The sequence below is a fragment of the Rhodophyticola porphyridii genome (assembly GCF_003688285.1).
GTDB classification, from domain to species: Bacteria; Pseudomonadota; Alphaproteobacteria; order Rhodobacterales; family Rhodobacteraceae; genus Rhodophyticola; species Rhodophyticola porphyridii.
This window is the reverse complement of sequence record NZ_RCNT01000006.1, coordinates 170,446-191,805: the sequence shown is the minus strand read 5'-3', so window position 1 is coordinate 191,805 and position 21,360 is coordinate 170,446. Positions and strand designations below refer to the sequence as shown.

The following is a 21,360-nucleotide window of genomic DNA, read 5'->3' as shown; positions in this document are numbered from 1 at the left end:
CATGACCGAAGAGACCATGACCATCCGCCAGATGTGCGATACGTTCGAGGTAACGCCCCGGACGCTCCGTTTTTACGAGTCCAAGGAACTGCTGTTTCCGATCCGGGAAGGCCAGAAACGCCTTTTTACCCGCCGCGACCGGGCACGGCTGAAACTGATCCTGCGCGGCAAGCGCTTCGGCTTCAGCCTGGAGGAGATCCGCCAGCTTCTCGATCTTTACTATGCCGGCGACCAGCAGGCCACGCAGCTTTCGCGGACGCTTGATGTCGCGGGCGACCGGCTGGCCGACATGGAGCGTCAGCGCGCCGAGCTTGACCTCGCAATCGCAGATCTCAAATCGCAGATGAGCCTTGTCGAGGACATGCTGACGAATGTGACCACTGCCAAAGACGCAGCCGAGTAAACGCCGAAACACGACCGTCCGGGAGGATTTACAGAAGATGCCAAGCTACACCGCCCCCACCAAAGACATGCAGTTCATCCTGCACGAGGTTCTCGATATCTCGGCACAGGACATTCCGGGCTATGACGAAATGGAGCGCGACTTCACCGGCGCGGTTCTGGACGAGGCCGGCAAGATCGCGAGCGAGGTGCTGACCCCGCTCAACACGGTTGGCGACACCGAAGGCTGCCGGATGGAAAACGGTGTCGTCTACACGCCCACAGGCTTCAAGGACGCGTTCGCGCAGATGAAGGAAGGCGGCTGGCCGGGCCTGGACATGCCCGAGGAATATGGTGGCCAGAACATGCCCTATGTGCTCGGCACCGCCGTGGGGGAAATGTTCTCTGCCGCCAATCAGGCCTTCACCATGTATCAGGGTCTGACCCATGGCGCGGCCTCGGCCATTCTGGTCCATGGAACCGAAGAACAGAAAAACACCTATCTGCCCAAGATGGTCTCCTGCGACTGGACCGGCACCATGAACCTGACGGAGCCCCATTGCGGCACCGATCTGGGTCTGATGCGCACCAAGGCCGAACCGCAGGCCGATGGCAGCTACAAGATCACCGGGCAGAAGATCTTCATCTCCGCCGGCGAACACGACATGGCCGACAACATCATCCATCTGGTGCTGGGCAAGATTGTCGGCGGCCCCGAAGGCATCAAGGGTGTGTCATTGTTCATCGTGCCGAAATTCCTCGTGAACGAAGACGGCTCGCTTGGCGCCCGCAACGGCGTGAGCTGTGGCAAGATCGAAGAGAAGATGGGCATCCACGGCAACTCCACCTGCGTCATGAATTATGACGAAGCGACCGGCTATCTGCTTGGCGAGGAGCACAAGGGCATGCGCGCCATGTTCACGATGATGAACGAAGCGCGCATCGGTGTCGGCATGCAGGGCCTGGCGCAAGCCGAGGCGGCGTTCCAAAACGCACTGGAATACGCCAAGGACCGCTTGCAGGGCCGGGACGTGACCGGACCGAAGAACCCGGACGGCCCCGCCGACCCGCTGATCGTCCATCCCGATATCCGCCGTTCGCTGATGGCCCAGAAAAGCTTCACCGAGGGTGGCCGGGCGTTTCTGCTTTGGGGGGCCACGCTGATCGACCGGGCCCATCGGGGTGAAGATGCGTCCGCCGACGGCCTGGTTTCGCTGCTGACACCTGTGATCAAGGGGTTCCTGACAGATCAGGGCTATGACATGACCGTGCTGGCCCAGCAGGTCTATGGCGGCCACGGCTATATCGAGGAATGGGGCATGTCCCAGTTCACCCGGGATGCGCGGATCGCCATGATCTACGAAGGCGCCAACGGCGTGCAGGCGCTTGATCTTGTCGGCCGCAAACTGTCTCAGGACGGCGGCAAGCATGTGATGGCCTTCTTCGATCTGGTGAAGGACTTCCTCAAGAAGAACGAGCACAATGCCGCGCTGAAGGCCGATTTCCTCGATCCGCTGAAGGCGGCCTCGAAGGATCTGCAGGCGGCGGGGATGTACTTCATGCAGGAAGGCATGAAGAACCCCAACAACGCCTTGTCGGGCTCCTATGATTTCATGCATCTGTTCGGGCATGTCTGCCTGGGCCTGATGTGGGCGCAGATGGCCAAGGCGGCACTGACGGCCCTTGAAACCGGCACCTCCGACCCTGATTTCTATGAGACAAAACTGGCCACGGGCCGGTTCTACATGGCCCGTCAATTGCCGATGACCGCCACACATCTGGTACGCATCCAGTCGGGCGGGGACACGGTGATGGCACTGGAGGCGGCCAATTTCTGATGGCCTGAACGCAGGAAAGATGCAGATATGCCCAAACGCCTCCGCCTGACCCGTCGCCCCAACATCGCGATGAGCGAAGATGGGTTCCGCCGCTTGCGGACGCTTTCGGCGGAGGCGGGTCTGGACGCGGGCGAGTTTCTGTCTTTCCTGTTCGAAAACTGGGCCAGTGTGATCGACGAGGAAAACCTGACCGCCCGGCTGAGATTGTTCAATTCGGAACTGGAAGACCGCAAACGCTGATGAAAACAGACGCGGGCAAGACAGACACAGGGGCCGCCTCACGGGCCGACCTCATGTTTCAGAAGCGCAGGCATGGCGCGGGGGTTTGCTCCCGCGCCATCTGGCATCATAAAGACCCCGCGCGGGGGAGGCGCGAAACATGACCATGAAACTTCATTGCTTTGCCGAAAGCGGCAACGCCTACAAGGCCGCTTTGGCGCTGGAACTCGCAGAGCTTGAGTGGGAGCCGGTCTTCGTCGATTTCTTCGCGGGCGAAACCCGCACACCGGAATTCCGCGCGCTTAACCCGATGGGCGAGGTGCCCGTGCTGGTCGACGGCGATATCACCCTGTCCCAATCCGGTGTGATCCTTGATTACATCAGTTCGAAGACCGGTAAACTGGGCGGAACCAGCGCCGACGAACGGCGCGAGGTCCTGCGCTGGATCTTTTTCGACAATCACAAGGTATCGGGGGTCGCCGGCCCCTTGCGCTTCAACATGAACTTCCTTCCCGAAGCCAAGAGAAATGCGGATGTGAACGGGTATATGGCCGCGCGCCTTGCATCGGCGCTGAAGGTCATGAATACCGCGCTGGCCGATCGCGAATGGCTGGTGGGCAACGGCCTTACCATAGCCGATATCTCCTGCGCCGGATACCTCTTCTACTCTGAGCCCTTCACCTTCGAGCGGGCCGATTACCCGAATATCGACCGCTGGCTGATCTCCATCGCCGCCACACCCGGCTGGCAACATCCCTATGACCTGATGCCCGCCCCCACGGTGGGCCAAGACCTTCGGAGCTGATACTCATGACCGATGCCTATATCTACGACGCGATCCGCACCCCGCGCGGCAAAGGCCGCAAGGATGGCGCCCTGCACGAGGTGACCGCAGCGCGCCTCTCCGCCGTTACGCTCAACGCCCTGAAGGACCGCAACAACCTTGACGGTCATGCCGTCGAAGACGTGATCTGGGGCAATGTCACCCAGGTCGGCGAACAGGGCGGATGTCTGGCACGAACCGCCGTTCTGGCCTCCGATCTGGATGAAAGCATCCCCGGCCTCGCCATCAACCGGTTCTGCGCGAGCGGGCTGGAGGCGGTCAACCTTGCGGCCAATCAGGTCCGCGGCGGGGGTGGCGACGCCTATATCGCAGGGGGCGTCGAGATGATGGGACGCGTCGCCATGGGCAGCGACGGAGCGGCGATCGCGGTCGATCCGTCCATCGCGATGGAGACCTATTTCGTCCCGCAGGGGATCTCGGCCGACATCATCGCCACCGAGTACGGATTTTCCCGCGACGACGCCGACGCGCTGGCCATGGAAAGCCAGGCGCGCGCCAAGGCTGCATGGGACGACAACCGGTTCGCCGGCTCGATCATCACCGTCAAGGACCGCAACGGGCTGACCATCCTCGATACCGATGAATACATGCGCCCCGGCACCGATATGCAGACCCTCGGCAGCCTGAAACCGGCGTTCAAGGAGATGGGCGAGGTGATGCCCGGCTTCGACCAGATCGCATTGATGAAATACCCTCATCTGGAGGCGATCAACCATATCCACCACGCGGGCAACAGCTCCGGCATCGTCGATGGCTCCGCTGCGCTTCTGATCGGCAACAAGGCGTTTGGCGAAGCCCGCGGGCTGAAACCCCGCGCCCGGATCCGCGCCACATGCAAGATCGGTACCGACCCCACGATCATGCTGACCGGCCCGGTGCCCGCGACCGAAAAGATTCTCGCCGACAGCGGCATGAGCATCGGGGATATCGACCTCTTCGAGGTCAACGAGGCATTCTCGTCGGTCGTGCTGCGCTTTATGCAGGCCTTTGACGTGGATCATGGTAAGGTCAACGTGAATGGCGGCGCCATTGCGATGGGCCACCCGCTTGGCGCGACAGGCGCGATGATCATCGGTACGCTGCTTGATGAGCTTGAGCGTAGCGGCAAGGGAACCGGGCTTGCCACGCTCTGTGTCGCCTCCGGCATGGGCGCGGCCACGATCATCGAACGCGTGTAAGCCCGCAGGGTCGCTCGGAGCGTTTTCATGACCGTTCAGGCGCTGGATATCTATCAGACCTTCCTCGACGAGATGGGCGCCGCCGTGCTCGCCGCCGATTCGGATGCCTTCGCGGCGCGGATCTTCCTGCCCCATGTCATCGAAACGGAAACCTTCCGGGTGCTGCTGGAAAGCCGGGAAAATGTTGTGAGGCAGTTTCACGGCTTCTGCGGAGCGCTCCGCGGTCATGGCGTCGATGCCTATATCCGGATCGCGCGCCGGGCGCGGTTCGACGGGCCGGACCGCATCGAAGGCGAACACGAGACCTTCCTCATGTCGGGGAGTTCTCTGGTCGTGCCGCGATTCTCCAATACGGCGTCCCTGGAATGGCGGGGAGACGTCTGGGGCTGCACCGTTTCGCGACACCATGCCCGCTACATCGCGTGGCCCGATCTCTTGCCGCGGGTGAACACATGACCGAGCGCGCCGCAGATGTCAGCCGGGCCGATCCCGGCGAAGTGACGGGTTTGCTCCGGCAGGGCCCCGTCGCCGCCGTCGCCGCGGCGATGCACGATCCGCAAACCATGCGGAGCGCCGATCGGCAGCCCGGGCTCCACGGTCCCGGCCGCATGGCCGAGGCCGCCGCACACTCCCGCGACGACCTGCGCCGCCACGGTCGCCATGCCGCCTGTGTCCTGCGCGGCGGCAAGTACGTGATCGACCCCTACAGCAATGAGATGGTTCTGGAGCTTCAGCAGGGTATCTGGCCCAGCACCAAGCTGCGCGCCCATGTCGACAACGTGACCTGCACGGTCATCAGCCTGAGCCAGCTCAGCGAAATCCGGATGACCTCTACGGACCGATCATGAGCGAGGAAGCGAGAGAGATATACCAGCGCGTGATCGACGTGCTTTCGGACGCCCTGCTGGAAGGGGATTTCAGCAAATTCGGGCCCTACTTTACCCTGCCCCACGTCATGCAGACGCTGTCGGGCACGTTGCGAATGGAAGATGAAGACGAGCTACGACGCAGTTTCGAAGGGTTTTCGGCCTCGCTGAAAGCCCATCGTGCAACCCATTACATCCGCCTGACCGATCAGGCGGAGTTTGAAACACCGGATCGGATCGTGGGCGAGCATACAAGTCACATCCTGCGCAACGCCATCTACCTGGCCCCGGCCTATCCCAACCGGCTGGTCCTGGACCGTGTCGATGGCGTCTGGAAGGTCGGCAATGCCCTGAATGCGATCGGCAACACCACCTGGCCGGTCCTGTTGCCGAAGGTCCCGACGAATCCGAAACTGCCCGAGCAGAAAGACACAATCGGCGATGAAGACCCATGACATCACATCGGGGGCCATCGCGGCGCGCACCGTCCGAAGCCGCGCGGCCTCAAACGTCGGAGAACCTCCGGCGAGCGCTTCTTGGAGACCAAATGACTGACCCACGTCAGATATATCAGGCCGTGCTGGACAAGCTTTCCCGCGCGATCATGTCGGGGGACGATGCGCTTTTTCTGGAGAACATCGCCGCACCGCATTACGTCGAAACCGCGTCCGAGAAGATCGTGATCTCGACCTTGGACGATGCGCGGGACAAGTTTCATATCTGGTCCCTCACCCTGCGCAGCGGCGGGATCACCGATTACCTGCGGACCTGCGAGGAAGCGCGGTTCGAAGGGCCCGACCGGATCATCGGTCTGCACGGGAGCCGCCTGATGAGGGGCGCCGAGGAGGCGATGCCGTCCTTTCCCAGCTCTCTGGAGCTGGAAAACATCGAGGGGATCTGGAAAGTGCGCCGCGTGATCCAGCATGCGGACTACGTGACCTGGCCGGATCTTCTGCCGCGGGTCTGTGGAGCCGACAATGCCCAAACTTGACCTCGCAAGCGTACCGGTGAAGACCGGCTCGATCTATCCCGCGCCCTATGCGGCCCAGATGGCCGGCCGGTCGTCTCTCCGGCTTGGCGAGGCGGGCGGTTTGACACAGTTCGGCGTCAATCTGGTGACGCTTGAGCCGGGCGCCAGATCCTCCCTGCGTCACTGGCACGAACGGGAGGATGAATTCGTGATGGTGACCGAAGGCATCTGCCTTCTGATCGACGATGACGGCGAACATGTCATGGGGCCCGGCGATTGCGCCGCCTTCCCCGCGGCCGAGGCCAATGGCCATCATCTCGTCAACCGATCGGAGAGCGTGGCAAGATTTCTGGTCGTCGGCAGCAAGATGAACCCCGAACGCGCGACCTATTCCGATGTCGATCTGGCCGTGGAGATGGCCGACGGGAAGGCCCGCTTCACCCATAAGGACGGCCGCGACTACGAAGGAGCCGTCATGACCCGTTTCAAACCGACTTATGCATCGGCCCGCATCTCTTTGCAGGGCCCGTGCATCCCCGAAACCCGAACCGAAAGGGATTGAGAAATGACTGACTTTACGATGAAAACCGACGCCGACGGCGTGGCCGTGATTACCTGGGACGTGGCCGGGAAATCGATGAATGTGCTGAGCCGGGACGCCTTCGAAATGGTGGAAACACTGATCGATCAGGCCCTTGCGGACGACGCGGTGAAAGGCGTCGTCATCACCTCAGGCAAGGAAACCTTTGCCGGTGGAATGGATCTGAACGTGCTCGCCTCGATCCGTCAGGAAAGCGGCGATGACCCGGCCAAGGGCCTGTTCGATTTCACCATGAACGGCCATCGGATCCTGCGCAAACTGGAACGCGCCGGGATGGACCCGAAAACCAACAAGGGCGGCAAGCCCGTCGCCTGCGCCATCACCGGCACCTGCATGGGCATCGGCACCGAAATCGCGCTTGCCTGTCATCGCCGCTTCATGGCCGACAATCCCAAGGCGAAGATCGGCCTGCCCGAGATTCTCGTCGGGATCTTCCCGGGCGGCGGCGGCACCACGCGCTATTCCCGCATGGTGGGCGCCATGGCCGCCGCGCCGGTGCTGCTGGAAGGCCGGACGCTCGACCCCGCCAAGGCGAGATCGGCGCAACTGGTCGACGAGGTGGTGCCCGCCGGCGAACTGCTTGAAAAGGCAAAGGAATGGGTTCTCTCTGCTACCGATGCCGATATCGTCAAACCCTGGGACCAGAAGGGCTGGAAAATGCCCGGCGGCGCGCCCTATCACCCGGCTGGCTTCATGACCTTTGTGGGCGCCAGCGCCATGATCAACGGCAAGACAAAGGGCGTCTACCCCGCGGCCAAGGCGCTGCTGTCAGCCGTTTACGAGGGCGCGCTGGTGCCCTTCGACACCGCGCTGACGATCGAGGCGCGCTGGTTCACCTCGGTGCTGATGAACCCCTCCTCCTCGGCCATGATCCGCTCGCTCTTCATAAACAAGGAAGCCTTGGAAAAAGGGGCGAACCGTCCGTCGGTGGACGACCAGAAAGTGCGCAAGGTCGGCATCCTCGGCGCGGGCATGATGGGCGCGGGTATCGCCTATGTCTCGGCCAATGCGGGCATCGAGGTGGTGCTGATCGACAACGCGCAGGAGGCCGCGGACCGGGGCAAATCCTACTCCGCCGATCTTCTCGACAAGGGAATGGCCCGCAAGAAGGTCACGCAGGAGAAGAAAGATCAGGTTCTGGGCCGGATCACGGCCACCACGGATTATGCGGCACTTGACGGCTGCGATCTGATCGTGGAGGCGGTGTTCGAGGATGTCAGCGTCAAGGCCGAGGTCACCAAGAAAACCGAAGCCGTTATCCCCGAAGACGCGATTTTCGCCACCAACACCTCCACCCTGCCGATCACCGAACTGGCCAAGGCCAGCGCCCGGCCCGAACAGTTCATCGGCATTCACTTCTTCTCCCCCGTCGACAAGATGATGCTGGTGGAGATCATCAGGGGCGAGAAAACCGGCGATGTGGCGGTGGCCAAGGCGCTCGATTTCGTGCGCCAGATCCGCAAGACCCCGATCGTGGTGAACGATGCGCGCTTCTTCTACGCCAATCGCTGCATCATTCCCTATATCAACGAGGGCATCCGGATGGTGAAGGAGGGCGTGGCTCCGGCCCTGATCGAAAACGCCGCCAAGCTGGTGGGGATGCCGCTTGGCCCCCTGCAACTGACCGACGAGACCTCCATCGATCTGGGCGTGAAGATCGCCAAGGCCACCAAGGCCGCGATGGGCGATGCCTATGATGACAGCGTCGACGAACTGCTATTCTGGATGGAGGCGGAAGGCCGTCTCGGCCGTAAGGCGAATGCAGGTTTCTATACCTATGACGAGAAGGGCAAACGTCTTGGGCTCTGGGACGGGCTGGCCGACAAGTATCCGCTTGCGGAGGACCAGCCAGACCTGATCGAGGTTCAGCACCGGCTGCTCTTCGCCCAGGTGCTGGAGGCCGTCCGCGCGCTGGAAGACGAGGTGCTCATGGACATCCGCGAGGGCGATGTGGGCGCGATCTTGGGCTGGGGCTTCGCCCCCTGGTCGGGCGGTCCGTTCAGCTGGCTGGACATCCTGGGTGCGCCCTATGCCGCGGACCGCTGCGACCAGCTCACCAAGGCCTATGGCGCGCGCTTCACGACCCCGGATCTCCTGCGCGAGATGGCCGACAAGGGCCAGAGCTTTTATGGCCGCTTCGGGCCCGAGGCCAAAGCCGCCGCCTGACCCGCACCGGTACGGAAAAATGCGCTCCCGGCACGACCGGGGGCGCCGTCTCGGCTGTGCCCCGGAATCGCGGCGAAACCACCTCCGTCTGATCCCGGGGCATCCCCTCTCGCGTCCCTCCTTCATCTCATGCCATGCGCAGCCGGATCGCTCCCCGGTTGCCGTGGCCGCGGGGCAGTGGCGAGATGGATCGAACGACAGGAGCCCCCGAAAGCGGCCCTTCTTCCCTTTCCACCTGCCCTCTGCCATCTAATACTGCCAATAGATCGCGGGGTTTAGCGGAGAGGGGGACTCTATGGGCTGGATGAAGGACGAAACCGGGCTGGAGAAGCGCCCGGCAAACCATGTGCCGCTCACCCCGCTGTCTCATCTTGCACGGGCAGCCTCGGTGTTTCCGACGCGCGAGGCGCTGGTCTATGGCGATTTTCGCATCAGCTATGCGGAGTATCACGCGCGGGTCTCCCGCCTTGCATCGGCCCTTGCAAAACGCGGCGTGGCGCCGGGCGATGTTGTGGCCGCCATGCTTCCGAACATCCCTGCCCATGTGGAGGCCCATTTCGGCGTTCCGGCTGCGGGGGCGGTATTGAACAGCATCAATATCCGCCTGGATCCCGGCACGATCAGCTACATCCTCGATCATGGTGAGGCGAAGGTCGTTCTGGCCGATACCCAGTTCCTGACGGTGCTGGAGGCCGCCATCGGTGCGATAGAGGGCGAGCAGCCGCTGATTGTAGAGGTGCCGGACGAACAGGCCGGATATCATGCCTCCGGCCGGCATCTCACCTATGACGCGCTTCTGGCCGAGGGGGATGCAGAGGCACCCTGGATCATGCCCGAAGACGAATGGGAAAGCATCGCGCTCAACTATACATCCGGCACCACCGGGCGTCCCAAGGGCGTGGTCTATCACCACCGGGGCGCCTACCTGATCACGCTTGGCACGCCGATCTCCTGGCGGATGACGCTTTATCCCCGCTATCTCACCATCGTGCCCCTGTTCCACTGCAACAACTGGTGCCATGTCTGGGCGATGCCGGCGCTTGGCGGAACGACCGTCTGCTGCCGCGAGATCACCGCCGCGAACATCTACAACGCTATCGCCGATGACGGCGTGACCCATTTCGGCGGCGCTCCGATCGTGCTGAACATGATCGTCAACGCGCGCGACGACGAGCGGCGCGATTTCGGTCACGTGGTGGAGGTCTTCACCGCGGGCGCACCGCCGGCGGCGGCCACGCTGGCCGCGATCGAGACGATGGGCTTCAACGTCACCCAGGTCTATGGCCTGACCGAGGTGTATGGCCCGGCCACCGAATGCACCTGGCAGGATGGCCTCTGGGATGATCTGCCGCCAGATACCCGCGCGGCAATCAAGGCACGCCAGGGCGTGGCCTTTCCGAACATGGACCACGTGACCGTGGTGGACCCCGAGACGATGACGCAGATCCCGATGGACGGCGCCGCATTGGGGGAGATTGTAATGCGCGGCAACTCGGTGATGAAAGGATATTACAAGAACCCGCGCGCCACCGCAGAGGCCTTTGCGGGCGGCTATTTCCACACCGGCGACATCGCCGTGCAACACCCCGACAGCTATGTGCAGATCGCCGACCGGGCAAAGGACATCATCATTTCGGGCGGCGAAAATGTCAGTTCCGTCGAAGTGGAGGGCGCGTTGATGCATCATCCGGCCGTGTCGCTTTGCGCCGTGGTCGCCAAGCCGGACGAGAAATGGGGCGAGGTGCCATGCGCCTTCGTGGAGCTGAAAGACGGCGCCCGCGCCACCGAGGCGGAACTGATCGCCTTTGTTCGTCAGCGTCTGGCAGGGTTCAAGACACCCAAACATGTGGTGTTTGCCGACCTGCCCAAGACCTCGACGGGCAAGATCCAGAAGTTCGACCTCAGGCAGCAGGCCAAAACGCTCTGAAATCTCCCGCTTGATCCGGAGCCCGCCGCACACTACCTCTGGACAAGCAGATGAGGAGCCCCGGTTCGATGACGACTTTCCACAAGACACCCGCGACGCGTTTTTCTGTCCTTGTGGAAATGACCTCTCATGCCTGCGACGATCCAGCTTTCGAACCTGTCCTGGTCCACACCTGACGGCCAGCCTCTTTTCACCGATCTCAACCTGCTGTTCGGGCCCGTTCGCACCGGCCTTGTCGGCCGCAACGGCGTGGGCAAGACCACGCTTCTGCGTCTGATGCAGGGTGCCTTGCAGCCCCGCTCCGGCCAGATCACCTGCGACGGCACCATCGCCATGCTGGCCCAGCAGACGGAGCCGCGCCCGGGCGAGACCATCGCCGATCTGTTCGATGCACGCGCCGCCCTTGACCTCTTGACCCGGGCGGAGGCCGGGATGGCGGCCACGGCGGAACTGGCCCATGCCGACTGGACGCTTGAGGCGCGGATCGCGGCGGCGCTGTCCCGGTTCGATCTGTCGACCCCCGTCGGCACCCCGCTGGCGCAGCTATCGGGCGGGCAGCAGACCCGTGCGGCGCTGGCCGCGCTGACCTTTGGCGCACCCGACATGCTGCTTCTGGATGAACCCACCAACAATCTCGATGCGGGTGGTCGCATGGCGCTGATGGACCTGCTGGAGGGCTGGTCCGGAGGCGCCATCATCGTCAGCCATGACCGTGATCTCCTTGAAATCATGGACGCAATCGTGGAGTTGACCCCCCTTGGCGCTGCGACCTATGGCGGGAATTACAGCGCCTATCGGGCGCAAAAGGACATCGAACTGGCCGCGGCAACCCGTGATCTGGATATCGCCCAACGGCATCTGGCCCAGACCGGGCGCAGGCGGCAGACCACCCTTGAGCGCAAAGCCCGCAAGGACCGCTACGGGCGGGCCAAAAGGCGCAACGGAAGCATTCCCAAGATCGCCGCCGACAAGGCGAAGGCCCGCGCCGAGGCGACAGCAGGCGCGCTTGCCCGCCTGGCAGAAAAGCAGGCCGATGCCGCAGAGGCCGCCGTGGCGGAGGCCACCGCCCGCGTGGAGCGCCTGACCCCGCTGGCAGTCCATCTACCGCCGACAGGGCTGGCGAAAGGGCAAACGGTGCTGCGCGTCGAGGATCTCACCGGCGGGTTCGATCCCGCGGCACCGGTCATCCGCAATCTGTCGTTCCAGATCACAGGCCCCGAACGACTTGCCCTGATCGGTGCGAACGGGGCGGGAAAATCAACGCTCCTGCATCTGGTGACCGGCGCGCTGGCCCCGCATTCGGGAACGGTCGCCATTGTCCCGGATCACGCCTTTCTGGACCAGAATGTCGCGCTGCTGGATCCCGCGCTCTCCCTGCGTGAGAACTTTCGGGCCCTGAACCCGCAGGCCGACGAAAACGCCTGTCGCGCGGCGCTTGCCCGGTTCCTGTTTCGCGGAGATGCGGCCTTGCAACCTGTGGGCAGGCTCAGCGGCGGCCAGATGCTGCGCGCCGGGCTTGCCTGCATCCTTGGCCGCACCCGGCTGCCGCGACTTCTGATCCTGGATGAACCCACCAATCATCTGGACCTTGACGCGATCACCGCGATCGAGGCCGGGCTGGCGGCCTATGACGGCGCGCTTCTTGTCGTCAGCCATGAGGAGGCCTTTTTGCGGAACATCGGCGTCACGCGCCGGATCGAGCTTTAAGTTGAGCGGGTTTTCGCCATCGGCTATCCTTCCTGCAAAACAACGGGCAGTAGATCTGGCATGACGGTGCTTACCGAATATCAGCGGCTGGAGGCGACCGGCCTCTGGCGCGAAACCGAGGACAGCCAGCGCCGTGAGGTACTGGTGTCTCTCGGCGACGCGACGCTGATGATCTCCACGCTCAGCGAAACCGCCCTCTCCCATTGGTCGCTGCCCGCCATCGAACGGCTGAACCCCGGAAAGACGCCCGCTCTTTACGCCCCGGACACCCAGGCCGACGAGATCCTCGAACTGAGCGAACCCGAGATGATCGCCGCGATTGAAAAGGTGCGCGGCGTGATCGAACGGTCTCGGCCCCATCCTGGCCGGCTGCGGCTGGTTCTGGGCGCCCTGATCAGCTTCGTGATCGTCATGGCCGTGATCTTCTGGCTGCCGGGCGCGCTTCTGCGGCAGACCGCCGCCGTGCTGCCCGATGCGAAACGGGCGGAGCTCGGACGTCAGATCCTGGCCGAAATGGCAACGCTTGCCGGACGCCCCTGCGGCGACACGGCCGGGGTGCGGGCTCTGGCGGGCCTTGCGCGCGAAACCCTTGGTCCTGACGCGCCAAGGCTGGTGGTGCTCCCGTCGTCGGTGCCGGGGAGCGCCCATTTACCGGGGGACATCATCGTTCTCAACCGGTCCCTTGTGGAGGATTACGAAACGCCGGAGGTGCTGGCCGGCTATCTTCTGGCCGAGGATGAGCGCCGGGCGATGCAGGACCCCGCAGTCCGACTTCTGGAGGAGGCCGGGCTGGTCGCCACATTCCGCATGCTGACCACGGGCGAGATCGACCCGCGCCACCTCCATGCCCATGCCGCCACGCTTCTGACACGCACCCCGCAGCCCGTCACCGACGACGCACTTCTGGCCCGTTTCGCCGCGGCGGAGCTGTCATCGGAACCTTATGCCTTCGCGCTTGATCTGTCCGGCGAAACGACGCTTCCGCTGATCGAGGGGGATCCGATGCGCGCCCGCCTGCGCGCACCGCTGTTGCCAGACGAAAGCTGGGTCGCACTGCAGCAGATCTGCGGCGGCTGATCCGGGCCGGAACCCGCGGCCCCTCAGCGACGCGTGACCGCGCCGCCGAACCCGGCGCCACGCGCGGTCTGCAACGCACGGTCCAGCGCGGCGCTGTCGCCATAGGGGCCGGCCAACACCACATAGGTCGCGCCTCCGCCACGTTGGGAGAGGCCGATACTGGCACCCAATCCACGCGCCGCCAGATGGTCGCGGGCAAGTCTCGCATCCGCCTGGCTGCCATACCGCCCGACCAGCACGAAGCGGTGGCCGGGCGCCCTGTCGACAGCGCCAGGCGCGGCGGCGGTCGGGGCACGGGGCGCCCTTACCGCACGGGTCTGCGTCATCGGTGTGCGGCTGGAGGCGGTCGGGGCCACACGCGGCACCAGCATCACATCATCGGCCGCATGGGAACGGGGCGTGTTCTGCCCGCGCAGGATCGGCGTGGAATAGACGGTGCCATCCTGGCTCGGGGACCACTCGACCGCCCGGCGGGGCAATTCATCGGTCCAGATCATACTCATCTGGGCGTCACCAAGGGCCGTTTGCGGCCCGCGATTGGGATTCAGCCGACCATCCTCCCAGGCCGCGCGATAGCCTGGCGGAATGACCGGTTGGACGGGCCGCACCACCGCCGCGGCGGTGGTGCCTGCCACCTGTCCGATGGCCGGGCCGCCGCCGGGATGGTTGGGCTGCGGGCCGCAGCGCACCCCCTCGCCGCGCAGGTAGCGCTGATCGGTGGCAGGGAAATTCGGGCATCCTGTCGCCACCGTCTGGCTGGCGGGCGCCGGTCGGCCTGCCGCTGCTGCCGTTGCCACGGGCTCCTGCAGGATCGTCGTCGTGGTGCGTGCGGCTCTGGGGGTGGATGCACCCGCGGTGTTCGCCGCACCGGCGGGCCGGAACACCTGCCCCGTCGCGCCTGTACCGGGCCGGGGCGCGGCCGATGCGGTCGTGGCCGCGGGCGCCGTGCGCACGACCTCGGGCGCAGGCGCAGCCCGTGGCGCGGCGGCGGGCGCGGCTGCCGCGCGGGTGTCAAGCGAGGGGGTATAGCCGCAAAGCACCTGCCGCGACCGGCTGACCCGGGGCACCCAGGTGGTGTTCCCGCCAAAGCCCGCGCGGATGAAGACGCAGCCTCGGCTATCCACATATTGATTGGCGGTATAGCTGGTCGGCGGCACCTCTGCCGGCCCGCCCACGTCAGAGACGGATTGAGCGGCCCCCGGCATGGCAAGGCCAAACCCCAGGGCAAGGGTCAACGCAAAGCAAACCGGAACGGCAATTGGCAACACACGCATCGGATTCCCCCAGAATCTTGGCTGAAACTGTGACGGAGGATTGTTTTCAAGTAAAGAACTGAAATCGCTTATTTTGTGCCGAACATCCGGTCACCCGCATCCCCTAGACCCGGAACGATGTAACCCTTTTCATTCAGATGGCTGTCCAGCGCGGCGGTCACAATCGGCACGTCGGGATGTGCCTCCTTCATCCGGGCCACCCCTTCGGGCGCGGCCAGAAGGCAGAGGAACCGGATATTGGTGGCGCCCGCCTCCTTCAGCAGATCGATCGCCGCGGCCGAGGAATTGCCCGTGGCCAGCATCGGATCGACCGCGATCACCAGCCGGTCCTCAAGCTCCGTGGGCACCTTGAAATAGTATTGAACCGGTTGCAGCGTTTCTTCATCCCGGTAGAGCCCGACAAAGCCCACCCTCGCCGACGGGATCAACTCCAGTATCCCGTCCAGAAGTCCGTTGCCCGCGCGCAAAATGGACACCAGCGCCAGTTTCTTGCCCGCCAGAACCGGCGCATCCATCCGCTCCAGCGGCGTCTCGATGGACCGGGTCATCATCGGCAGGCCGCGGGTGACCTCATAGGCCAGCAACAAGCTGATCTCGCGCAACAATTGCCGAAAAACAGCCGTGGAGGTACCGGTTTCCCGCATCAATGTCAGCTTGTGCTGCACCAGCGGGTGCTCGACGATGTTCAGATGGTCGCTCATATGCTCGGCTCCAGTTTCTTGGCCAGGGTTTCGCGGGTGGCCTCGTCGCAGAAGGCCGCCTCCAGCGCGGTTCGGGTGAGCTGTGCAAATATCTCCTCGTCCCAACCGAACGTATCGGCCAGACGCCCATATTCATAGGACATGGTGGTGCGGAAAAACGGCGGATCATCGGTGGAGACGGTGACCCGCACACCCCGGGTGCGCAGCTTTTCGATCGGATGGCTTTCCCATGAAGGAAACACGCCGAGAACCACGTTGGACCCGGGACAGCATTCCAGAACCACGCCGGTTTCGGCCAGATGGTCCACCAGCGCAGGATCCTCGATCGCCTGCACGCCATGCCCGACCCGTTCCACACCCAGATCGTTGATCGCGTCCCAGACGGAGCCGGCGCCGCCCCACTCGCCCGCATGGGCGGTGATGCGCAGGCCCGCCTCCCGCGCCATGTCGAAGCTCCAGGCGAAATCCTTCAGCTTGCCGGCCATTTCATCGCCGCCGATACCGAACCCGGTGATAAACTCGCCCGCGGTCTCCGCGGCGCAAAGGGCAATCGGCTTGGCACGTTCAGGCCCGAAATGACGGATCGGGGTGACGATGCCACGCATGACGATCCCGTCGGACGCCTCGGCCCGGTCCGCCGCCTCGCGGATCGCGGCAAGATATTCGCGCCACGCCCCCAGATCGCCACCGCCGCAGAAATCGGGCGACAGGAATGCCTCGGTATAGATCACGCCATGCGCCGCGCTTTCCGCCAGCACCGCCGTGGTCAGCCGGGCGAAGTCGTCAGGGCCGGTCAGCACACTGGTCGCAGCCTCGTAGACGCTCAGAAAATGGGTGAAATCCCGATAGGCATACCCGCCGTCTTCGGTGAAGATATCGCGCAGATCTATGCCTTTTTCAGCGGCCAGACCGCGAATGAAGGCAGGTGGAGCCGCGCCCTCCAGATGCAGGTGCAGTTCGATCTTGGGCAGCGTGGCCAGACTCATATGAAACGTTTTCCCGGTCCTTGCGCCGGCACCCCCAGATGAGCCGCGACCGAAGCCGCCACATCCACGAATGCCACCTGCCCGATCTGCCCCGAATAGGGGCCGGCCGCAACCACCGGAACGCGTTCGCGGGTATGATCGGTCCCGGGCCAGCTCGGGTCGTTTCCGTGATCGGCGGTGAACAGCATCAGATCATCGGGGCGCAGAGCGGCAAGGACCGGCGGCAGGCAGCCATCGAACCACTCCAGATGCCGCGCATAGCCAGACACGTCGCGCCGGTGGCCGTAAAGGCTGTCGAACTCCACGAAATTGGCGAATGTCAGGCTGCCGTCTTCGGCACCGGAAACGGCGCGCGCCAGATGTTCCATCAGCGTGCGATCCTCACCCTTGACCACGTCGTTAATGCCCCGCGTGGCGAAAATATCCTTGATCTTGCCGATGGCATGGACCTTGCCGCCCGCCTGCTGCACCCAATCGCAAAGCGTAGGCCCGGGCGGGGTGATCGCGTAATCACGCCTGTTGGCCGTGCGCGTGTAGGTCCCCGGATCACCGATGAAGGGCCGCGCGATGACACGGCCAACCTTCATCTCGTGCAGGCGCGGCGCCAGCCGTTCGCACAGATCCAGAAGCCGATCGAGGCCGAAGCTCTCCTCATGGGCCGCGATCTGGAAAACGCTGTCGGCGGAGGTGTAGCAGATCGGCCAACCGGTTTTCTGGTGCCGTTCCCCCTCCTCCGCGATGATGACGGTGCCCGAGGCATGGCGGTTACCGAGGATGCCTTCGACGCCCGCGATCCGCTTGACCTCCTCCACCAGATGATCCGGGAAACAGGGCGACCTGTCGGGGAAGTACGTCCAGTCCCAGGGCACCGGCAGCCCGGCCAGTTCCCAATGGCCCGATGGTGTGTCCTTGCCGGGAGAGACCTCCGTGGCAGCACCCCAGAGGCCGACAGGCTCCGCCGTGAACCCCGGCATCTCGGCATCGCTGGCCAGTCGCGCCGCCGCGCCGAGGCCGAGCCCGTCCAGAACCGGCATCTTCAGCGGCCCGCTGCGCCCCTCCTCCGCCCTGCCCGCGGCGCAGGCATCTGCGATATGTCCCAGAGTGTTGGCGCCCGTATCGGCCACGTCGCCATTGAAGAACCGGTCCGCGTCCGGCGCGCCGCCGATCCCGACCGAATCCATCACCACCAGGAAGGCCCGCGCCATCAGCCGATCCTTTCATGGATCAGCGGCGGCGGGTCCGGCGCCCGCTCCGCCAGCACATATGCATCGCGAATGCGGCCCGCCTGCGCGCGCGCGGCCTCTTCGGTTGCGGCATGGATGCGGGCCAGCGGGCGCGCGCCATCGACACGCGCACCAATGGGCGCAATATCCGACAGGCCAACGCCCGGATCCAGCTGATCGGTCGCCACCAGCCGCCCACCGCCCAGACGCACCACCGCTTCGCCCAGCGCGCGTGTGTCGATCGCAGCCACATGGCCGGGCTCGCCGGGATGCACATCCATCATCACCCGCGCCGCGGGCAACCGGTCGCGCCAGCGTTCCACGAAATCCGCGGGCCCACCAAGGGCCGCGACCATCTCGCCAAAGCGCTCCGCCGCCTGGCCCGAACTGAGCGCCGCAGCGATCCGCCCTTCGCCATCGGCGGCATCGGCGGCCAGCCCGCCAAGGGCCAGAACCTCGCCGCCAAGCGCCACCGTCAAGCGGTGGAGCGACGTGCCGACCGACGATCCGGTCAGCGCCTCCATCACCTCGATCACCTCCAGCGCGTTACCGGCGGCCTTGGCCGCGGGCTGGCTCATATCCGTGATCAGCGCCGAACACATGCAGCCTGCCCCTTGCGCCGTTTCCACCAGCGATTGCGCCAGCGCCAGCGCGTCATCCGGATCGGCCATGAAGGCGCCCGATCCGACCTTCACGTCCAGCACCAGCGCCTCAAGCCCCGCGGCCAATTTCTTCGACAGGATCGACGCGGTGATCAGGTCGATGCTTTCCACCGTGCCGGTGACATCGCGAACCCCGTAAAGCCGTTTGTCGGCCGGGGCGATATCGCCCGACGCCCCCACGATCGCGCAGCCGATATCGGCCACCAGTTCCTGCAACTCCTCCACGCCGACCTGCGTGCGATAGCCCGGGATCGCCTCGAGCTTGTCCAGCGTCCCGCCCGTGTGGCCAAGGCCGCGGCCCGAAATCATCGGCACATAGGCGCCGCAAACCGCCAGCGCGGGTGCCAGCAACAAGGACACTGCATCCCCCACACCGCCGGTCGAATGCTTGTCCAGAACCGGGCCGTCCAGGTCCCATTTCAGCACTTCTCCGGTCTGCAGCATGCCATGGGTCAGATGCACACGGTTGTCGCGGCTGAGACCCCTGGTGCAAACCGCCATGGCAAAGGCCCCGGCCTGCATATCGCTGACCTGCCCCTGGGCGATGCCCTCGGCAAACCAGTAGATCTCGGCTTCCGTCAGAGGCAGCCCGTCGCGGGCCTTGATCAGGATGGACCGTGCATCCATCGCTTTAGACCCGGTCCATATGGTCGGCGTTGAACGCGCCCGGCAACAGCTCGGCCACCGTCATGCGCAGCGTCGCGCCATCGGTCGTGGCAAGGGTCACCACCACGTCGCCATCGGCGAACTCCGCCAGCTTCTGCCGGCAACCGCCACAGGGCGGCACAGGCGCGGGGCTATCCGCGATTACCGCGACCTCGGCGATCCGGCTGTCCCCGGCGGCGACCATCGCGGCGATTGCGCCGGCCTCCGCGCAGGTGCCCTCGGGATAGGCGATGTTCTCCACGTTGCAGCCGCTATGCTCGCGGCCTTCGACACTGCGCAGGGCTGCGCCCACCTTGAAACCGGAATAAGGCGCGTAAGCGTTCAGACGCACGGCGGCGGCGGCATCCAGAAGGGACATGCGAGCGGACTCCAGAGTGTTGTTTCCGAACCCAGTCTGTGCCGCGCCGGGACCAAGCGCAAGCCTAGGCGATCGCCCCCTGACCCATCAGGTCCTCAAGCCGGGTTTCGACAATGGCGATCAGATCGCGCAGATCGTCCCGGCAGGCCGCCGCCAGACCGGGCAGATCGTCCCGCCGGTCGTGTTGGGCGGCGATGTTCAATGCTTCGGCCAGATGGCGTAAACGCTCTGCCCCGACAGCTCCCGCGAGAGAGACCAGAATATGGGTCTGCGCCCGGATATCCCGCAACGCACCCGCCTGAAACGCGATCTGGAGCGCCTTGGCCACATCGTGAAGATCCTCTCGCAGATGGTACAGCAATTCGCGCGCGCCGTTCGGGCCTGCGGTGGTCAGCAGCGCATCGAACTGGGCTTGATCCATCGGCGGCACCCGTTCGCCCGAGGCGCCCCCCGCTGCCGCCGACATAACCGTCTCCACATCGGTCACGGACATCTCCTGGCCCGTGTGCCGAAGGATTGCCCGGCCAAAGGCCGCACCCGACCGGATCGGCTTGGCGATGATGCCTCCCGCGCCAGCGGCATAGATCGCCTCGCGATTGTCGCGCAGCACATAGGCGGTCAGCGCCACCAGCGGCATCGCCGCGCGCCCGTCGTCCAGATTGCGGATCGAGCGCATGAATTCCAGGCCGGACATGCGCGGCATCTCGATATCAACCAACGCGATGTCAAACTCCTGGCGATCCATCAGTTCAAGCGCTTCGATACCGTCATTGGCGATCACCGGGTCCGCACCCATGGTATTCAGCAACTGCCGGACGATGCACTGATTGGTCTCATTGTCCTCGGCCACCAGAATGCGCAAATCCGACAGGTCTGGCGGTGCGCAGGGGGTTTGCCCCGCCGTCAGCGATCGTTGCCACGCCGCAGGCGGCAGATCCAGCGTGACCACCGCGCCCCCGGTTGGCGCATCGGACAGTTCCAGATCGCCGCCAAGACCAATGGCCATGTCCTTTGCGATGCGCAGCCCCAGCCCCGACACGGGGGGCCTGTCATGGTTGACAGCGCAATGCGGCGTGAAAAGCCCGATCATCGCCGCGCGGGAAAACCCGGGTCCCTGATCGGCAATCGTGAACCGGAGCGCGCCGTCGCCGGTCACCTCTACCCGCAGATCCACATCGCCCCCCCGGCCATGTTTCAACGCATTGCCGATCAGATTTGACAGGATCCGGTCCAGAGTCATCCGCGGAATGCCTATCCGGTCCGGCAAATGCGGCGCACTTTGCAGAAGGAAACGGCACCCGGCCTCCGCAGCGCGGCCCGCCCACCGCATTTCGACCCCGGTAAGATACCCGCGCAGGTCGATACCCCTGTCGTCGAGGCGCAGCAGGGTTTCGCCCGCCGCCTCCATCAATGCCGCATCGACAAGCTCCGCCAGCGTCTCTCCGGCGGCCTGAACCCGCTCCAGCTGCGCTCTGGTATCCGGGTGCAGCTTGTCGATATCCACAAGCCGCAGCCCGCCGATCACATCGGACATAGCGGCGCGAATGTCATGATTGAAAAGACGTAATGTCTCCGAGACCGGATCGGGCCTCCCGGCGCCGCTTGCGGGCCGGTTGGTGCCAGACATATCGTCCATCGTGGCGGGAACTCCAGGGCGAGCCGTCCTCGCCGGTCTACTGCGTTACGTCACCCGTTAACTTTACATTAAGATAGGTG

Annotated in this window: 21 protein-coding genes; 14 read left to right on the top strand and 7 right to left on the bottom strand. The window is 64.5% G+C overall.

From position 1 onward, the window contains the following. The first annotated feature begins 1 nt into the window (after position 1). From D9R08_RS13005 to D9R08_RS12940, 14 genes are all read left to right on the top strand, one after another. Positions 2 to 403: a MerR family transcriptional regulator gene (locus D9R08_RS13005; RefSeq protein WP_199709349.1), complete on the top strand. Its 402-nt coding sequence runs from the start codon at positions 2 to 4 to the stop codon at positions 401 to 403. Positions 404 to 440: 37 nt separating this feature from the next. Then, positions 441 to 2,219, top strand: a complete 1,779-nt coding sequence (locus D9R08_RS13000; RefSeq protein WP_121898489.1) for an acyl-CoA dehydrogenase C-terminal domain-containing protein — start codon at positions 441 to 443, stop codon at positions 2,217 to 2,219. A 27-nt stretch (positions 2,220 to 2,246) separates the two neighbouring features. Continuing rightward, positions 2,247 to 2,459 (top strand): hypothetical protein, encoded by a 213-nt coding sequence (locus D9R08_RS12995; RefSeq protein ID WP_121898488.1) that lies wholly within the window; start codon positions 2,247 to 2,249, stop codon positions 2,457 to 2,459. A gap of 139 nt (positions 2,460 to 2,598) precedes the next feature. After that, positions 2,599 to 3,243 (top strand): glutathione S-transferase family protein, encoded by a 645-nt coding sequence (locus tag D9R08_RS12990; RefSeq protein WP_121898487.1) that lies wholly within the window; start codon positions 2,599 to 2,601, stop codon positions 3,241 to 3,243. Between the two features lie 5 nt (positions 3,244 to 3,248). Then, a complete protein-coding gene (locus tag D9R08_RS12985; protein ID WP_121898486.1) occupies positions 3,249 to 4,460 on the top strand; it encodes an acetyl-CoA C-acetyltransferase in 1,212 nt (403 codons plus the stop codon). A 27-nt stretch (positions 4,461 to 4,487) separates the two neighbouring features. After that, positions 4,488 to 4,916, top strand: coding sequence for a hypothetical protein (locus D9R08_RS12980; protein WP_121898485.1), 429 nt, complete (start codon positions 4,488 to 4,490; stop codon positions 4,914 to 4,916). After that, positions 4,913 to 5,308 carry a hypothetical protein gene (locus D9R08_RS12975; RefSeq protein WP_121898484.1) on the top strand — a complete coding sequence of 132 codons (396 nt, stop codon included), beginning with the start codon at positions 4,913 to 4,915 and terminating at the stop codon, positions 5,306 to 5,308. The genes D9R08_RS12980 and D9R08_RS12975 overlap by 4 nt, the downstream gene beginning before the upstream one ends. After that, on the top strand, positions 5,305 to 5,781 hold the full coding sequence (locus D9R08_RS12970) for a hypothetical protein (protein WP_121898483.1): 477 nt from the start codon (positions 5,305 to 5,307) through the stop codon (positions 5,779 to 5,781). The genes D9R08_RS12975 and D9R08_RS12970 overlap by 4 nt, the downstream gene beginning before the upstream one ends. Before the next feature lie 92 nt (positions 5,782 to 5,873). Next, positions 5,874 to 6,317 carry a hypothetical protein gene (locus D9R08_RS12965; protein WP_121898482.1) on the top strand — a complete coding sequence of 148 codons (444 nt, stop codon included), beginning with the start codon at positions 5,874 to 5,876 and terminating at the stop codon, positions 6,315 to 6,317. Next, a complete protein-coding gene (locus tag D9R08_RS12960; protein ID WP_121898481.1) occupies positions 6,304 to 6,858 on the top strand; it encodes a cupin domain-containing protein in 555 nt (184 codons plus the stop codon). Before D9R08_RS12965 ends, D9R08_RS12960 begins: the two co-directional genes overlap by 14 nt. A gap of 3 nt (positions 6,859 to 6,861) precedes the next feature. Continuing rightward, complete coding sequence (locus D9R08_RS12955; protein ID WP_121898480.1) at positions 6,862 to 9,063, top strand: 3-hydroxyacyl-CoA dehydrogenase NAD-binding domain-containing protein; 2,202 nt, start codon at positions 6,862 to 6,864, stop codon at positions 9,061 to 9,063. Between the two features lie 295 nt (positions 9,064 to 9,358). After that, positions 9,359 to 10,990, top strand: a complete 1,632-nt coding sequence (locus D9R08_RS12950; protein ID WP_121898479.1) for an AMP-binding protein — start codon at positions 9,359 to 9,361, stop codon at positions 10,988 to 10,990. Between the two features lie 129 nt (positions 10,991 to 11,119). After that, on the top strand, positions 11,120 to 12,697 hold the full coding sequence (locus tag D9R08_RS12945) for an ABC-F family ATP-binding cassette domain-containing protein (protein ID WP_121898478.1): 1,578 nt from the start codon (positions 11,120 to 11,122) through the stop codon (positions 12,695 to 12,697). Between the two features lie 60 nt (positions 12,698 to 12,757). Next, a complete protein-coding gene (locus D9R08_RS12940) occupies positions 12,758 to 13,774 on the top strand; it encodes a hypothetical protein (RefSeq protein ID WP_121898477.1) in 1,017 nt (338 codons plus the stop codon). A 23-nt stretch (positions 13,775 to 13,797) separates the two neighbouring features. Here the strand turns inward: D9R08_RS12940 and D9R08_RS12935 are convergent, their stop codons facing one another. The 7 genes from D9R08_RS12935 to D9R08_RS12905 all read right to left on the bottom strand — a co-directional run bounded on the left by D9R08_RS12935 (position 13,798) and on the right by D9R08_RS12905 (position 21,178). Next, positions 13,798 to 15,009 carry an SPOR domain-containing protein gene (locus tag D9R08_RS12935; RefSeq protein ID WP_158598995.1) on the bottom strand — a complete coding sequence of 404 codons (1,212 nt, stop codon included), beginning with the start codon at positions 15,007 to 15,009 and terminating at the stop codon, positions 13,798 to 13,800. Positions 15,010 to 15,116: 107 nt separating this feature from the next. Next, positions 15,117 to 15,749: a uracil phosphoribosyltransferase gene (gene upp / locus D9R08_RS12930; protein ID WP_121898475.1), complete on the bottom strand. Its 633-nt coding sequence runs from the start codon at positions 15,747 to 15,749 to the stop codon at positions 15,117 to 15,119. Then, positions 15,746 to 16,735 (bottom strand): adenosine deaminase, encoded by a 990-nt coding sequence (locus tag D9R08_RS12925; RefSeq protein WP_121898474.1) that lies wholly within the window; start codon positions 16,733 to 16,735, stop codon positions 15,746 to 15,748. Before D9R08_RS12925 ends, upp begins: the two co-directional genes overlap by 4 nt. Further along, positions 16,732 to 17,940: a phosphopentomutase gene (locus D9R08_RS12920; protein ID WP_121898473.1), complete on the bottom strand. Its 1,209-nt coding sequence runs from the start codon at positions 17,938 to 17,940 to the stop codon at positions 16,732 to 16,734. Before D9R08_RS12920 ends, D9R08_RS12925 begins: the two co-directional genes overlap by 4 nt. Further along, positions 17,940 to 19,247, bottom strand: a complete 1,308-nt coding sequence (locus D9R08_RS12915; RefSeq protein WP_121898472.1) for a thymidine phosphorylase — start codon at positions 19,245 to 19,247, stop codon at positions 17,940 to 17,942. The genes D9R08_RS12920 and D9R08_RS12915 overlap by 1 nt, the downstream gene beginning before the upstream one ends. A gap of 4 nt (positions 19,248 to 19,251) precedes the next feature. Next, the gene (locus D9R08_RS12910) at positions 19,252 to 19,644 is read right to left on the bottom strand and encodes a cytidine deaminase (protein ID WP_121898471.1); all 393 of its coding nucleotides are present in this window, start codon (positions 19,642 to 19,644) and stop codon (positions 19,252 to 19,254) included. A gap of 64 nt (positions 19,645 to 19,708) precedes the next feature. After that, positions 19,709 to 21,178 (bottom strand): response regulator, encoded by a 1,470-nt coding sequence (locus D9R08_RS12905; protein WP_233557454.1) that lies wholly within the window; start codon positions 21,176 to 21,178, stop codon positions 19,709 to 19,711. Between the last annotated feature and the right edge of the window lie 182 nt (positions 21,179 to 21,360).